This window comes from Pectinatus haikarae (assembly GCF_015732185.1).
Taxonomy (GTDB): Bacteria; Bacillota; Negativicutes; order Selenomonadales; family Selenomonadaceae; genus Pectinatus; species Pectinatus haikarae.
This window is the reverse complement of the sequence record NZ_WIQM01000004.1, coordinates 307,984-324,939: the sequence shown is the minus strand read 5'-3', so window position 1 is coordinate 324,939 and position 16,956 is coordinate 307,984. Positions and strand designations below refer to the sequence as shown.

Here is a 16,956-nt window from a genome sequence, read left to right as displayed (position 1 = left end):
TAAGTTATCATAAAATGGAAAAGAGAGCATGACGATGAAACACAGCTATTTTATGCAGGCAATCAATGAATTTGACATACCGGGAACTGCTCTGGCACAGGCAGCAGCTTGTGTTCGTTACGATATTGAGCAAGGTTTATCCGGTAATCCCAGCTCTTTAAAAATGCTTAGATCTTATATAGGTCTTCCCACCGGCAATGAAACAGGTGAGTATCTGGCGCTGGATTTTGGCGGTACAAATTTGCGTGCTGCCTTAGTGCATTTAGATGGCAATGGTAATTTTAAAATCAGCAAAAAAGTTGCTAAACCATTAAAGTTTTCCGGTCTGTATGATTTTATCGGTTCCGGTTCCAAGGGCAGTGAGCTTTTTGACTTTATTGCATCTGTCATCGACGAAGCGATCGACGGCGATCGAAAGAAAAAATACTATCTTGGCCACACATTTTCCTTTCCCTCAAGGCAGACAAATATATATAACTCCAGCTTGATGACCTGGACAAAGGAATTTGCCACCAGAGATGTCGAGGGAAAAATAGTCAATGATCTTCTTAAAGAGGCACTGCAGAGACAGAATATCGGCAATGTGGAACCTGTTGCAGTAATAAATGATACGGTAGCCGTACTTCTATCGGCAGCCTATAAATCTGCAGACACTTATATAGGCTCTATCTATGCTACAGGTCATAATACATGTTATTTTGAAAGAAGCACTGATTCAATTCCATCACCTATGATCTTAAATCTTGAAATAGGCAATTTTGATAAATTGTCTGTTAATAAATATGACAGCCATCTTGCCGCTGCCTCAGAATATCCTTATCAGCAGCGCTTGGAAAAAATGGTATCCGGGCGCTATCTTGGTAAATTATTTTCCTACTGTGTTCAGGATATATATGATATGCATACATTACCTGCCTTCATCAGTGAGGACCTTTCTTTTGTTCTGAATGTTTCTGATACAGATTTTTCTCCTGTAGTAAAACTTTTCAAAGCCCGCTCCAATATTGATCTTTCTTTGGAAGATGCCCTATTTATCCAAAAACTGGCTGCATCTATAGTAAATCGTTCAGCCCGCCTCACCGCCGCGACCTATTGCGGTATTTTATGGCACATATTTCCAGATACACTTCCGCCGCACAAAATAGTCATAGATGGTTCACTTTTTGAAAAAATGCCCGGCGTAGAAGGCAGCATGTATAAAGCTCTCAATGAAGTGCTCGGTGCTGATGCTGCCGGGATCACTTTAGCGGCAGAAAACGGCGGCTCCATTTTGGGTGCAGCTATAGCAGCGGCTATGAGCAAAAAAAGACAATGAGGACAGCGAAATGAAACAAGATCTGAGTCTCAGCATAAAACAAAAAATGATCATGACGCCGAGAATGCAGCAGGCCGTAAAAATTCTTCAAATGTCTTCGCAGGAACTTCATGAGACCATTGAACAGGAATACAATGAAAATCCTACTTTGGAATTTGCAGAACCTGCCCCTGATATTTCTGCCGACACTCCCGAAAAACTCAATGCCGAGGATATTAAAAAATTAGCTGAATTTCTTGAAGGCGGCAGCACTGCCCATCACACCGCAGCATCCGGTGAAGGCTATGATTTCAAAAGATTGCCGGCGCCCTGCAAAGACCTTGCCGATAATCTTTATGAACAAGCCGGTATGACTTTCAGCAGCGAGCAGGAACATCGCATCGCTGATTATATCATAGGCTGCATCGATGAAAAAGGCTATCTTACAATTTCTGCGGAAGAAATAGCAGCTCTCACCAAAACAGAACTGCAGTCGGTAAAAAACATTCTCAGTATCATTCAAACCTTTGAACCAGCCGGCATAGGCGCCCGTGATCTGTCAGAATGTCTGCGTCTTCAAGCCTGCAGCCTTGGTCTTTATAATGGTCTTGTAGCTGTTATCATCGACAAGTATCTTCACAATCTTGCCAAAAATCAGTTGAAATTAATAGCTGAAAAAGAAAACTGCCCCATTATCGACGTGCAAAATGCCGCTGATACAATAAAACAGTTCGATCCTAAACCGGGTGCAGCATACGGCAATGAAGAAATAGAACATATAATCCCCGATGTTACTGTCCGAAAAATTGATGATAAATATATCATTTTTGTAAATGAATACACCGTTCCCAGTCTGCGTATCAGTGATCTTTACCGCAATACACACAGTATGGACAAACAAACAAAAAAATATGTTGAGCAGCGTGTCAACTCAGCTATATGGCTGATAAACAGCATAGAGCAGCGCAGACAAACCCTTTATAATGTGGCCTCCCAGATCGTTTTCCATCAGAAAACCTTTTTTGACAAGGGTTCCTCTTATCTGCGTCCTCTGTCTATGAAAACGATAGCAGAAATATTAAATATACATGAGTCTACGGTAAGCCGGGCCATAGCCAATAAATATATGGAAACACCGCACGGCATTATAGGCATAAGAAAATTTTTTACCGCGAACGTCGTATCCAAACCCACCGGTGAAGAAGTTATCGCCATCCAAATAAAACAGCTTATTAAAGACTTTATTGACAACGAAGATATTACCAAGCCATTGAGCGATCAGAAAATATGTGACTTACTGAAAAAACAAGGTATAGATATATCTCGCCGAACAGTTATGAAATATCGTGAACAGCTTGGTTATCAGTCATCTCCCAGCAGAAAACAATATAAATAAAAACAATGCCGGATAAACACATCCGAGAGCTCTTCAAGTTTTGTGTAAACACTAAAAGCTAATATAAAATTAATAGTAATATAATTTAAGAGTATTGCTTGTAAAAGTGATGCCCTTTAAACATCTCTTTCTAAAAGGCGTTCTTCAAAATAGATATCTAGCTGTGCCCTTATTTGACTCCAGTCTTGTCGCCGTCCAGTCCATTTTTTAGTAATGTCCATCATTGCTAAATACAACATTTTTAGGAGGCTGTCGTCTGAAGGGAAAATGGTCCTGGATTTAGTGACTTTTCTAAGCTGCCTGTTAAAGCCCTCTATGGTATTTGTAGTATAAATGAGTCGCCTAACGGCGAGTGGATATTTAAAATATGTTGCTAAAACAGCCCATTTTTCATGCCATGATTTATAAATTTTAGGATATTTACTATCCCATGTTTCTTTAAAATGATCAAGCTCAGCTAATGCTGTTTCTTCTGTTGGAGCAGCATATACCAGTTTTAAGTCTGACATCAGAGCTTTTATGTCTTTGTAAGATACATATTTTGTTGAACTGCGTATTTGATGAATTACACATTGCTGTATTTCTGTTTGAGGGTACACTGCTTCAATAGCTTGTGGGAAGCCACTGAGACCGTCAACACAAGCTATTAGAATATCTTCTGCCCCACGATTTTTCAACCCGTTCATTATGGACAGCCAGTATTTTGCACTTTCATTTTCGCCAACATACATGCCTAAAACATCTTTATGCCCGTCCATATCTATGCCAAGAGCAATATAAACAGCTCGTTTTACAATATGCCCATCACAACGAACATGGTAATGAATGGCATCCATAAAAACAACGGCATATACCTCTGCTAATGGTCTTTCCTGCCATTCTTTAACTAAGGGCATTATCTTGTCTGTTATACGACTGATGGTGCTGTCAGATATTTCCAGGCCATATAAATTTTGCATATGAGATTCTATATCACTGGTAGTCATTCCTTTGGCATACATAGAAATAATTTTTTCTTCCATATCCTGAGTGACAGTGTTCTGATATTTCTTTACAATCTGTGGTTCATATTCGCCATTACGATCTCGTGGAACAGCAAGATTCATATCTCCATAACTCGTATGCATTGTTTTATTGGAATGTCCATTTCTGGAATTGTCAGTTTCTTTATTTTTATAGTCATATTTACTGTAGCCAAGAGATTCATCCAATTCACCATCAAGAGCACCTTCCAATAAAACAGACATCATATCCCTCATGACATTTTTAACATCTGCACCATCACGAACATTGGTATTAGTATCCTTTAAATAATTTTTCATCATTTCCCGCATTGCTGCTTTTTGGGTACTTTCATTTTTCCTGCTCATAAATAAAACCTCCAAACTGATTTTATATTACATCAGCTTGAAGGTTTACACAATCTATGAAGAAGTCCCACACATCCGGCATTGTTTTTATTTATTGAGGTCATTTATAGCTTTCCATAAAACCATCCAAATCATCCGCTGCTTTTGTAATATGACCAAGAGTGGCCGTTATCTCCTCTGTTGAGGCAGCCTGCTCTTCACTGATCGCCGCTACCGTTTCTATCGACTTGAATATCTCAGCCACTGCATGATTCATTTCTTCCAGAATAGAATTAATCTGCTCAGTCGCAGTCTTGGACTGATCAGCAAGCTTACGTACTTCCTCGGCAACAACAGCAAAACCTCTGCCATGCTCACCGGCTCTTGCCGCTTCTATAGCTGCATTCAATCCGAGCAAGTTTGTCTGCTGTGCAATATTATTGATAAACTCAATAACTTTTGCGGTTTCACCGCTTTTTCTCTTCAGATTGGTTGCCTCTGTTATCGAACCCTGCCCTGATTTTGCCAGCTCACTGGCACTGTTTGCCACCTGTTCTATTGATTGATAGGCCACCTGCGCGGACTTGGCCACATCCTGAACAGCTTTCAGCAGTTCAACATTTGACTTCATATCTATGCCGCTGCTGACTGTGCCGATTACTTTATTATCAATTCCGTAAATCGGAGAAAAAATTGCTCTTATTGGCACACCATACACATGTTCTTCCGTATCTTCCTCTACGATCGATCTGCTGTTTATACTCTTCTCAATAGCTGTTGTGATCGGTTTTCCCGGTTCAATATCTATGTCGAATTTTTTGCCTTTTTCATAGCTTATATATTTTTCATGATCGGTAAGCGCCACGACCAAATCTTCACGAACAATATTTTTAATATATGGCATAACCACTTTAAATGCATTCAAAATATCTTCATTTGTCTTTATATTTTCCGGATAATTCATTACGATTAGACATCCTCTCTACACAAGTCCCTTATCAATACACAAACTGCTGAATAACACAATTATCGTCTCTTGATTGTAATTTATTCATACAAAAAAGTCAATTTTTTATATTTTTAATACGAAATGATTCTTTTTTTCTCCTTTCATGCATATCCCTAAAAAAGTTATTTTATTCACAAATATACTTGTTATTTTATTCACAATCGTTTATAATAACTTTGTGACAAAAGGTACGTATTTATCGTACCGCACTGCTGCCAATAATTGCAGTTAATCAGATTTTATTCTAGGAGTGGGAAATATGTCAGAAAAAAGACCTCATGTAGTAATTGTAGGCGCCGGATTCGGGGGAATTAAGGCAGCCCAGTTACTCGCTCAGGAAAATGTGGATGTAACATTGATTGACCGCAATAATTTTCATTTATTTCAACCGTTATTGTACCAGGTATCTACCTCTATGCTGTCAATCGACGAAATTGCCTATCCGACAAGAGCATTTTTCCGCAAGCACAAAAATGTCCGTTTCATGCTTGCCCATGTACAGGGTTTTGATGCAGAAAATAAGGAAGTCATCACACCGTATAAACGTGTGAAATATGATTACCTTATTCTCGCCGCCGGCTCAACGACCAATTACTTCGGTATGAATAAGCTGGCATACTCTACCTATGGGATGAAAACCTTACGTGAGGCAATTCATATACGCAATCACGTACTCCACATGTTTGAACGTGCCGAACGCGAAGCGGATCCTGAAGTACGCAAGAGAATGCTTACTTTTGTCTGTGTTGGCGGTGGTCCTACCGGAATCGAAGAAGCCGGATCATTATCTGAACTGGTTCATATTGCCATGAAAGATGAGTATCACGGTCTTGACTTAAATGAAGTTTCTATTATTCTTATTGAAGCCACGGACAAGGTTCTGCCTATGATGCCGGAAAATCTTCGCAACGAAACTGTACGTGTCCTCCGTTCAAAAAATGTCGATGTCCGTCTTAACACACAAGTAGTCGACTGTGACGAAAATACGCTCACATTGAAAGATGGTACGAGCATCTCGACTAATACAGTAATTTGGGCCGCCGGTGTAAAAGCTGTCCCTGTTATAGAAAAATTTGGTTCTGAAGTGGACCGTGCAGGGCGGGTAGTCGTCGGAAAAACATTACAGATCCCCAATCATCCGGAAGTTTTTGCTATAGGTGACTGTTCCCATTTTGAACAAAGCGGTCGTCCCCTGGCAACCATCGCTCCCGTTGCTACACAGGGTTCTGTCGTGTGTGTTGAAAACATAAAGAAACTTATAAAAGGTAAAACCGATTTAAAAGAATTTGTTTATCACGATGTAGGCAGTATGGCCACAATCGGAAGAGGTCAGGCTGTCATGTTTAAAGGCAGCATTAAAATGAAAGGCTTTTTCGCATGGTGTGCATGGATGCTCATTCATCTAATGAGACTGGCCGGTACACATACCAACATGACTGTTGCTTTGAAATGGGGCTGGAATCTTTTATCCGGTATCCGTATCGGACGCATAATCACCAATATTCCTGACAATCGTAATGAACAATAACTACCGCCTTTATTTATCTATAATTTTGTACCAAATCGACTTATTCGGTTTGGTACTTTTTATGTTATAATAAATTTAAAAGTTTTTTAAAGGATGTGCTTTTATCTTTGTTTAAGGCAATATTTGCATTCTGCGTTTCTGTTTTGCTTGCATCGCAGTTTTCTTATACCTGTGCCGCTCTTCCTGCACAAAATGTGGCTGATGGTATAACAGTAAAAGAACAGCCCCTCAAAATAAGTATCTTGTGGTCACCTGTTCCCAATGCGGTTCAATATGAGCTTAATATCAGCAATGCGCTCACAGGTCAGCAGATAACTGCTGTACAGTCCATCTACGCGACAGGATACGAATTGGATACAGGACTTTTACCGGAAACTCCCGATCAGCTGCAATGGCAGGTGCGCGGACTGGATTACAACGGCAATCCCATAAGTGATTACAGTCCCTATAAAGCTCTGGGCAATTCTATTATCAACAGCGACAGACCTATTCCCACCACTCAGTTCGATAAAATGGCTTATACTCCGCTTTATCCCGTTTATTCATGGATTCCCTACCTTCATGCCGCAAAATATACTCTACGCATATATTATGACGATGACAGCAACGTTCCGACACATGACAAATTACTTAATGAATATCAGACCGACGATACATTTGATTTTTATGATCCGGCAGCTTACACACAGGCGGGCAAGTATTATTGGACTGTCCAGGCGCGTGATGCTGATAATAAGCCTATAAGCCGTTGGTCCGCACCATCCTACTTTTCTGTTACCGACAAGAATATAAAGGTAGCCGCATTGGGTGACAGCATAACTCACGGCGGCGGTGCTATCAGCACTCCTCCAGGATATACCATGTACAATTGGCAGACCTATTCCGTCGTACCGATTTTAAACATCGGTTACAGCGGTGATACCACAGGAGCCATGCTGCATCGTTTTTCCAAAGATGTACTGCCTTTCCATCCTCGTATATTAGTCATCATGGGCGGAATAAATGATATACGTGCCGGAATCAGCGCAGATGAAGCTATTCAAAATCTTTCGGCAATACGCAGTTTATGCCTTGACAACAATATAATCCCTGTTATGGTCACTGCCAGTCCCATCTATCCCGAAAAAATGCAGCGTATAGATATCACACCCGCACCTGACTGGCAAAGACAACTTTCCTTATTAAATCATTGGATACTTTCCTATCCCGACTCAATAGACACGTATCTGCTCCTTGCCGATAATCAGGGGCTGCTAAAAAGCAGTTTTACTACTGACGGACTCCATCCTGACGCTGCAGGCAAAAAAATAATCGGCGAAACAATCAGTACTGCGCTGTTAAAAAAATACCCGGTAATCCTCTCTCGGCTATAAATCTTTAAATAAAGAGGCTTAACTGATGGAAAATAATGATGATCTGCAAAATATTGAAAAAGCTATAGAAGCCATTAACAAATTATGCAGCCGCTGCTCTGTCTGCACTCCAGAGTGCCATGTGGCTGCGGCTAAACGGGCCATGGAAGCACTGCGTTACGACCTCCAACAATCATACAATGAATAATATTCCCGCGAATTCAGAGTCTTAATATTTTTACCGTAAGAAAAACAACATTGTTTTTCGCATCTGCTCCTGATATTTCATCATAAAATTATGATTTCTACAATAAAATTTATGAAACGGCGATAAATATGGATAAATTACATATGCCTACACTTCGCGTCTTAGAAGTTTTTAAGGCAATATATGATAATGAAAAGGGACTTACTTTAACTGAAATTTCACGCAGCACCGGCATAGCAAAAGGTACGCTGCATCCCATAGTTGCAACACTTTTAGAAAAAGAATACCTTGAAAGCAACGGCTCATTTATTTCAATAGGCAGAGGGGCTTTTAAGCTCGGATATTCTTACGCTCATTCGCTCAGCTATCTGTATATACTCAAACCGCATATGCGCGAAATCGTCACTTCCTGTGATGAAATATGCCAGTTGGGCATTTTAGACGGGAAAGATGTTCTTTATATAGAAAAAACTGAACCAAAGCAGGCTATACGTATTGAATCATCTGCCGGAAAAACTATTGCTGCTTATGCCACGGCTCTGGGCAAATGCCTCTTAAGTGGTCTGACCGAGAAAAATATCACCATATTGTATCCGGAAAAGCTCTTTTCTTACACAGCAAACACTGTTGCCAGCAGAACTGGTCTCTTAAAAACTTTGCAAGAGGTTCGGAAAAAAGGGTATGCGCATGAAATCGGCGAGACAAATATAGACATTGAATGTCTTGCCGTTCCTATTAAGATAGAAAATAAAATACAGGCTGCCATCAGTGTCAGTCTGCCTATATTCCGCTCCACACCAGAAAAAATAGAACATATTATAAATGTATTACGATTTCACGAAAGAGCCATCGAAACAGAAATATCTTCTCTACCCGGTGGCATAAAATTATTCTCTGATTAATATCTTATTGTATAATACAAAATAAAATTTTTACTAAACAGATCACTGCACGTCGAGTGGTCTTTTTTTTAGTAATGACAGAAAATTGATACTTAACGAAGTTGTCAAAATATTATCTTGACCTATATTTTATGCTTTGATATAATATGTTTGTAATTATATACGAACTAAGTTTTTATATACTAACAAAAGGAAGTGTCTCGATGAAAGCATTGCATGTAAATGTGGCAGATAATGTCGCAACAGCATTAAAGTTTCTGCCAAAAGGCGACATTGCTCTGGACACCGTTCTTCTCCAAGATATAAAGCAGGGTCATAAATTTGCCACGACAGACATTCGCCAAGGGAAAACCATCATTAAATATGGTTCGCATATAGGCGTTGCCGCAAGTGATATAAAAGCAGGTCAGTGGGTGCATATCCACAATCTTGAAAGCGAGCGCGGCCGGGGCGATACCGATTCCAAGGTAAGAAAAATCATACAGAGCCGCCTCATCCATCCCGAGACTGCACACAGCGATAAAAAATATTCGCTTATGGGCTACCGCAGAGGTGATGGCAGTTTTGGTTTTCGTAATCATATCTTAGTAATTCCCAGTGTCCATTGCGCAAACAAAACCGTTGAACAAATAGCTAACTCTATTATTTACAGTGATCTATCCGCCACTCAGGAAACAAACGTAGTTTATGTGACTCATCAGCATGGCTGCAGTGAATTATCCTATGACGCCGCTCAGACAAAATCTGTGATAGTCGGCACAGGCGCAAATCCGAATGTGTATGGCGTTCTGGTAGTGGGACTCGGCTGTGAAGGTGTCCCAGCCGAAGACGTAGCAAAAGAAATCAGTGAACGCGCGCCTTATAAAAAAGTTCACCATCTTGTAATTCAGGAAGTTGGCGGTGTCAATGAAACTATAAAACAAGGTGTGAAAATCGTCAAAAAGATGCTTGCGGAAGCTGTTCAGGGGAAAAAAACCGAAGGTACCCTGGCTGATGTTATTCTCGGTACAGAATGCGGTGGCAGCGACAGTTTTTCAGGACTGAGCGCCAATCCTAGTCTGGGTGCAGTTTCTGATATTGTTATCGAACATGGCGGAAGCGTGATCTTAGCCGAAACTACAGAATTGATCGGTGCCGAACATCTTTTGGCGGAGCGGGCTGAAAATGAAAAAGTAAAAAAAGATATACTTGACACAGTCCGAGGTTTTGAACAGGCTGTTATAGACGCACACGCGGATATTCGTGGTGCCAATCCCAGTCCCGGAAATATTGAGGGTGGACTAAGCAGTATAGAAGAAAAATCATTGGGCTGCATTTATAAAGCAGGCAGCCAGCCGGTAACTGCTGTAAAGGCATATGCCGAACAAATCACAGACAAAGGGCTTACTATGATGAATACTCCGGGCAATGACATTGAACAATTGAGCGGAATGGCCGCGGGCGGCTGCAACATATGCGTATTCACCACGGGGCGCGGAACACCTACCGGCAGTCCTATCGTACCTACTATCAAAGTATCTTCAAATTCTGAAACATTCAGAAAAATGAATGACATGATAGATCTTGATGCCGGTGCTGTCATAACGGGTGAAAAAAACACTTGTGAAATGGGCGAAGAAATATTGGATTTTATCACAGCAGTCAGTAATGGCATGCTGACAAAAGCCGAAATAAATAAACAGAATGATTTTTCTATCTGGCGTCTGGCTACTACAGTTTAAAAAATATAGGGAGGGACTTTTAGATGGATTTACAGTTAAAAGACAAAATAGTTTTTGTTACGGGCGGAGGTAAGGGAATAGGCAGCGGCATCAGTATCGCTCTTGCCAGAGAGGGGGCTGTTCCGATAATTCTTTCCCGCTCAGCAATCACTGCCGATTTCAAAGAAAAGTTGGAGAAATATACCAACAATTATGAATTTATTAAAATTGACTTAAATGAAGCAGATAAAATAAAACCTATTGTTGATGATATCGCGAAAAGACATGGCAGTATTTACGGTATCGTCAATAATGCCGGTGCAAATGACAACAAGGATTTGGAATCTACCTCATGGCAGGAATTTGAAAAAAGTCTGCATGGCAACCTGACCCATTATTACGAGCTTGTCCATTCAGCTGTACAGTATTTGAAAGACAGTCATGGTTCAATCCTAAATATTACTTCAAAAACAGCACTGACAGGTCAAGGCAAAACAAGTGCCTATGCTGCCGCCAAAGGTGCTATTCTTGGGCTGACACGAGAATGGGCTTCAGCTCTGGCAAAGGATCATGTCCGCAGTAATGCTGTGGTAGTCAGCGAATGCTGGACGCCTCTTTATGCTAACTGGATCAAAACTTTTGATGATCCGGAGACCAGAAAAAAAATTATTACCGATAAAATTCCTTACGAACATCGTTTCACCACTATTGAAGAAATTGCTGACATGGCGGTTTTCGTGCTGTCGCCGGTCTCCTCGCATACCACTGCACAGTGGATATTCGTGGACGGCGGTTATGTTCATCTTGATCGGGCCTTGACCTGAAAACGGAGGAAGGAAAAATGGAAAATAAAATAAGCAGCAAAAGTATAAAAATAGCTTTTTGTCTGGTCACTACCTTATTTTTTTTATGGGGTCTGAGTTATGGGCTGCTTGATGTAATGAATAAGAATTTCCAGAACCAGCTCGGCATAACCAAAGCCACTTCCGGACTTTTACAGGCAGCTTATTTCGGCGGATATTTCGTATTTGCCACACCGGCATCGCTGGTAGCAAAAAAGTACGGTTTTAAAGGCGGCATCATCATGGGTTTGTTTTTGTATGCCGTAGGAGCGTTATTGATCATACCGGCAAGTAATGTACACAGTTTTTATATGTTTCTCGGCGCGTTTTTTATTCTTGCCTGCGGTCTTGCCAGTCTGGAAACGAATGCCAATCCATATATAACAAAACTTGGTCACGATGAGGATGCGGCTTTTCGTATAAACGTAGCCCAGAGTTTCAACGGTGTAGGGCAGTTCATCGGCCCGATAATAGGCGGCAGCTTATTTTTGTCCATTGCCAACGGTTCCGATATTGCCGCAAATATGCGCAATGTCCAAATGGTTTATGTCGGAATAGCAGCCATAGTCATATGTTTGCTCATAACTTTTCTGGCAGTAAAACTCCCTGAAGGTTCCGAAATATCCGGGGGTGAAGACGCGGCAAAGGGCAGTGGGACATACGGACAGCTTTTCAGTTACCGTCATTTCCGGCTGGGTGCTATGGCACAATTTTTCTATATTGCGGCACAAGTGGGAGCCGGAGCATTTTTTATAAATTATAGTGTTGAGCATTGGCACGGGTTGTCGGACAGTAAAGCAGCTTATTTTTTTGGTATAGCCTTGATCGCCTTTATGGCAGGCAGAATAGTAACCACTCCATTGATGAAAAAATTCAGTGCCAGTAAAATACTCGGTATATATTCTATAATAAATGTATTTATAATGCTGCTCCTCAACATCACATCGGGCAGCGTAAGCGTATTTTTACTTATTGCTTCTTTTTTCTTCATGTCGATCAGTTTCCCGACTATTTTTGCGTTAAGCATTGTGCATATACCGGAAAATCTCGTAAAAACGGCTTCCAGCATAATCATTATGAGTATCGTTGGTGGTGCTATAATGCCTTTTTTCATGGGACATGTGGCAGATAATTTTGGCACCGCAGCCGGATACCTGCTTTTAGCTCCCTGTTATTTGTTTGTTACATGGTACAGTTTCAAAGGCTGCAGTATCGAACTTGATGCGGCTGAACACCATCAAGTTGAAGTATAAGGAGTGGGCAAAATGCTGGAAATTGTAGACAGTCATTTTCATATCTGGGATTTAAATGTTTTAAATCTGCCCTGGCTTGAAGCTTACCCGTCATTGAAAAAAAACTATACTATGGACAATCTTTGCAAAATCTACGGCAGTCATGATGTGCTTTTCAAAGGAGGTGTCTACGTAGAGGTAGACTGTGATAATACCGCAAAAGAAGATGAATTTATATTCAACCTTAATCACCCTCTGATACTCGCCAAAATAATGCGGGCACAGTTATGCAAAAGCATGCGGCTGCCTTTAGGTGTGGCAGGTGTCAGAGAACCGCTTCACACTGTGCAGTCACCGCGTGGGCGCTGCTTGAAAAAAGATTTTATCGAGGGTCTTGAAATTTTGGCGGACAATGATCTGATTTTTGAAAGCTGCAACCGAGTGGAAGAGCTGACAGATCTGCATAAAGCTCTTTCTTCCGTACCTCAGGTAAAGGCAGTTATCAATCATTGCGGCAATATAACAGAATTTAATACCGATTATCAGCAAATCATGAAAAAGCTGGCAAGCCTGCCAAATGTATATTGCAAAGTTTCCGGTTTTCCCACCGGTGATACAGTATTTCTGAAAAAACTGCTTGATTTTCTGACAAGCATTTTCCGTACCTCAAGACTACTCTACGCTTCAAATTTTCCTGTTATTAGTCTTTATTCATCTTTTGATGAACATTTAAACACATTAAGAAAATATTTTAATGATAATGCCGATTTTTTCAGCAAAAATGCAAAGAAACTATATAAAATCAATAAACCTCAGATCAGGGCCAGTGTCATACGCCTTCGGACTGAAAAAGCATCATATTATAAAAAACTGCATGCCTCTCCTTATCCGAGTGTAAATGAAATGATCAGGCAGTGCGGCATAAACCAATACAAAATCTTCAATCGTGATGATCTGCTTTTTTCAATCATGGAATACTGCGGTGATGACTATGAATACGATATGGAAAAGATGGCACATGATCCCGAAACCATACAATGGTGGAAGGAAACAGATCCATGCCAAACACGCATAGAAGGTGCCGCTAAGGATGAATGGTGGGCTGATATGCAGCCCGTATATGATCTAAACAAAAAAATACCAAAGGGAGACTAAAATTTATGGAGTGCAAATATATATGTCCTATTTTAACGTCAATAAATGAATCTGGCAGTGTGATTTATGAGGATATGCACGTACTATATGACGGACTTGTAGAAGCCGGGATAGATGGTGTTTTAAGCGGCGGCAGTGCCGGTGAATTCTATGCCTTTACCTATGATGAAATCAAGTCACTGCTTCTTGATGCCGTAAAATATATCGATCACCGGGTAATTGTCCTTGCCGGCACAGGACGTATGGCTAAATCCGAAACAATCAGTTTGTCAAATGAGGTTCTGGCAGCAGGTGCCGATGCAGCAATCATAGTAGGACCTTATTACAGTGCCTGCAGTCAGGAAGATGTATTCAATTACTATGATGATATACTCAGCAAAATAAACGGCAATGTTCTCATTTACAATTATGCCGATCGGACAGGCTATGATGTATCCAGCGACACTATTTTACGACTGCTGGCAAAGCACAAAAATCTTGTCGGCGTAAAAGATACCCATCCTGTGCTGCGCCATACCCAAAAATATATACAGGATATCAAGCCCAATTATCCCGATTTCAAAATTTTTACCGGATACGACAATAACTGCATTGCCTCCGTAATATCCGGCGGCAACGGCTGCATAGGAGCTATTTCCAATGTTTATCCCAAACTGTGCCATGAAGTTATAGAATCTCTCCGGCAGGAAGATCTTGAACGGATAAAGCAGCTGCAGCGGCAAATAGATAAATATATGAGTTTCTATGAAATCAATTCCACTTTTAATCCTGTTATGAAATGGGCCATGAAGGAAATGCATAAGCCTATACAGGAATATTGCAAGGAACCCTTGTCTGCACTGACTGATGAAAATAAAAAAAAATTAAGCGCAGCAGCAGATAAATTATGGCGCAGATAAATTTGAAATTAGATTGAACAGTAAACACATCATTGATCTTATTTATATGAAGATCGTCCTGCCGGCTAAACTTTTTACTGAATCAAAATTTATAGTTTATTTATGAACCTTGGCATTTGCATCTGCCAAGGTTCATTTTATGCTTTCATGACGTATATTATAAGTTTCCATATTACTTATAGAAAAAATAGTATACTAATTTATGGAATATATTGTAGAAATATTTTGGTATTTTTGTAATATCAGAAAAATGATATTATAAAAGCACAGAAAGAACAGGGAGAAGATCAGATGGAAAACTTATATGACAGACAAAAAATACTATTAAAGCATTTACTCCAAACTGATAATTTTACACCCGTTAAAGTTTTTGCAAAAATTTTATCATGTTCTGATAAAACAATTCGTAATGATTTAAACTATTGGGAAAATCAAGGCATAAAGATAGAAAAAATATCCGGCAAGGGAATAAGAATAGTTGATACACAAAAACATATGGTAAATACTATATTAAATCAAAAGCAAAGCAGCAATACTCTAAAAGAACGCCGCATGAAAATAGTATTTGATCTGCTTGAAGGGAAACAAATACGCTTATCTATCCAAGGATTATCAGATAAATATTTTGTGAGCAAAACCTCTATTGTAAATGATTTGCAAATGATCGAAACACAACTGGCTGCATATGAACTTAAGCTGCATAAAGATGTTAAGGGAACTTCTCTGGTTGGCTCCGAAACAAATATACGCCGAGCATTAGTAGATATAATAAATCAATTTATAGAAACAAACGAAAATACTTTACCAAACGATTATCCACGAATAAATTATGGTACGCTGCGGGAACTTGAAGAACATTTTGGTCAGGGTAGTGTAAAAAAAATTGAAAATATTATAGAAAAAATAGAAAGTTTCATGAATTACAAAATTATAGAACCTTATTATATAAATCTTGTAACTCATATTTTAATACTGATAGAACGAATACAATACGACAAGACAGTATATGCTGAATTTGGATCAGACCCGCCTCACTATGACAGTAAATTTTATATGGCCGCAAAATTAATGAGGCAATATATAGAAAATGATTTTAAAGTTTTTTTAAATTCTGCCGAGACTTTTTATATTTATCAGTACCTGACATCCTCCGGCGGGATAGTCAGCATAGCCGATTCAAATAATGGTCTTGATGACAATATTTATGTTCAGACAATTGCCACAGACATTATCGAAATGAGTTTAAACATATATCCCTTGAAGTTTTCTTTTAGCCAAAGCTTATATAAAGCTTTGTTACTGCATTTGAGACCCATGCTGAATCGTATAAACTATAAAATTTATATTAAAAATCCTATTCTTGAGCAAGTCAAATCTGAATTTCCTGAAGCTATGATTTTACTAAAACTTATTATGCTTAAACTCCAGATAAAATATAATCTTCCAGAGATCAGTGAAGATGAAATAGCTTATTTGACCGTATACTTTCAAAATGCTGTAGAAGAAATTATAAATAAAAAAAATGTTGTGATAGCCTGTTCCAGTGGAATAGGTACATCGCATCTCCTAAAAAAGCGCATAAAAAAATTTTTCCCAGAATGGAATATTGTAGACGTAATTTCGGCCAAACAAGTTGAAAAAGTCATCACAGACAAACAAATTGATTTAATAATTGCCACTGTAAAGATCAATATAAAAATAGGTATACCAATTGCTTATGTAAGCGCGCTATTCAATGAAGTTGATGATAAAAATCTAAGAAAATCTTTTACGAAACAGTTTCCTATGATCAGTAATGACCAAAAGGATTTTTCCAACGATTTTTTTCATGAACACAAAGAAAAAATACCTATAGAAAAAATTGCTAAGGACGCGTGCATAGTGCAATATACGACTATAGTACCATCCCTGCATGTGGCAGTTTATACAAGTAGTCTAATAACAAAAACAAGAGTTGACATTTATAATCTTGCCATCGCAGAAAACAAATATGACAAAACGATAAATATTTATCTGCCAAATAAAAATGATCTTTCTGAAAACGTTATAAAAAAGATTTATTATTGGATATTGGCAAATAAATAACATGG

At 39.4% G+C, this 16,956-nt stretch carries 14 protein-coding genes; 12 read left to right on the top strand and 2 right to left on the bottom strand.

The genetic code is table 11. From position 1 onward, the window contains the following. The first annotated feature begins 28 nt into the window (after window positions 1–28). Together I6758_RS02730 and rpoN are read left to right on the top strand one after the other, a co-directional pair. Window positions 29–1,315, top strand: a complete 1,287-nt coding sequence (locus I6758_RS02730; protein WP_407947355.1) for a hexokinase family protein — start codon at window positions 29–31, stop codon at window positions 1,313–1,315. A 10-nt stretch (window positions 1,316–1,325) separates the two neighbouring features. Then, a complete protein-coding gene (rpoN, locus tag I6758_RS02725; protein ID WP_196603665.1) occupies window positions 1,326–2,690 on the top strand; it encodes an RNA polymerase factor sigma-54 in 1,365 nt (454 codons plus the stop codon). Window positions 2,691–2,806: 116 nt separating this feature from the next. Here rpoN and I6758_RS02720 read toward each other — a convergent pair whose 3' ends face one another. Next, entirely contained in the window at window positions 2,807–4,024 is a 1,218-nt protein-coding gene (locus I6758_RS02720) for an IS256 family transposase (RefSeq protein ID WP_196603811.1), read from the bottom strand. A gap of 136 nt (window positions 4,025–4,160) precedes the next feature. Further along, the gene (locus I6758_RS15125; protein WP_196603664.1) at window positions 4,161–5,003 is read right to left on the bottom strand and encodes a methyl-accepting chemotaxis protein; all 843 of its coding nucleotides are present in this window, start codon (window positions 5,001–5,003) and stop codon (window positions 4,161–4,163) included. Window positions 5,004–5,307: 304 nt separating this feature from the next. On the opposite strand from I6758_RS15125, the gene I6758_RS02710 reads away from it, so the two are divergent. The 10 genes from I6758_RS02710 (at window position 5,308) to I6758_RS02665 (ending at window position 16,951) form a co-directional block, all read left to right on the top strand. After that, window positions 5,308–6,576: an NAD(P)/FAD-dependent oxidoreductase gene (locus I6758_RS02710; RefSeq protein ID WP_196603663.1), complete on the top strand. Its 1,269-nt coding sequence runs from the start codon at window positions 5,308–5,310 to the stop codon at window positions 6,574–6,576. 107 nt (window positions 6,577–6,683) lie between these two features. After that, complete coding sequence (locus tag I6758_RS02705) at window positions 6,684–7,949, top strand: SGNH/GDSL hydrolase family protein (protein ID WP_196603662.1); 1,266 nt, start codon at window positions 6,684–6,686, stop codon at window positions 7,947–7,949. A 25-nt stretch (window positions 7,950–7,974) separates the two neighbouring features. Further along, complete coding sequence (locus tag I6758_RS02700; protein ID WP_196603661.1) at window positions 7,975–8,136, top strand: hypothetical protein; 162 nt, start codon at window positions 7,975–7,977, stop codon at window positions 8,134–8,136. Window positions 8,137–8,264: 128 nt separating this feature from the next. Further along, complete coding sequence (locus tag I6758_RS02695) at window positions 8,265–9,038, top strand: IclR family transcriptional regulator (protein WP_196603660.1); 774 nt, start codon at window positions 8,265–8,267, stop codon at window positions 9,036–9,038. Window positions 9,039–9,241: 203 nt separating this feature from the next. Further along, window positions 9,242–10,759, top strand: a complete 1,518-nt coding sequence (locus I6758_RS02690) for a UxaA family hydrolase (RefSeq protein ID WP_196603659.1) — start codon at window positions 9,242–9,244, stop codon at window positions 10,757–10,759. A 23-nt stretch (window positions 10,760–10,782) separates the two neighbouring features. Next, complete coding sequence (locus I6758_RS02685) at window positions 10,783–11,562, top strand: SDR family oxidoreductase (RefSeq protein WP_196603658.1); 780 nt, start codon at window positions 10,783–10,785, stop codon at window positions 11,560–11,562. Window positions 11,563–11,579: 17 nt separating this feature from the next. Further along, complete coding sequence (locus tag I6758_RS02680) at window positions 11,580–12,833, top strand: sugar MFS transporter (protein ID WP_196603657.1); 1,254 nt, start codon at window positions 11,580–11,582, stop codon at window positions 12,831–12,833. A 12-nt stretch (window positions 12,834–12,845) separates the two neighbouring features. Then, a complete protein-coding gene (locus tag I6758_RS02675; RefSeq protein ID WP_196603656.1) occupies window positions 12,846–13,967 on the top strand; it encodes an L-rhamnose mutarotase in 1,122 nt (373 codons plus the stop codon). 5 nt (window positions 13,968–13,972) lie between these two features. Further along, window positions 13,973–14,866: a dihydrodipicolinate synthase family protein gene (locus I6758_RS02670; protein ID WP_196603655.1), complete on the top strand. Its 894-nt coding sequence runs from the start codon at window positions 13,973–13,975 to the stop codon at window positions 14,864–14,866. Window positions 14,867–15,157: 291 nt separating this feature from the next. After that, window positions 15,158–16,951 carry a BglG family transcription antiterminator gene (locus I6758_RS02665; RefSeq protein ID WP_196603654.1) on the top strand — a complete coding sequence of 598 codons (1,794 nt, stop codon included), beginning with the start codon at window positions 15,158–15,160 and terminating at the stop codon, window positions 16,949–16,951. Window positions 16,952–16,956: the final 5 nt, after the last annotated feature.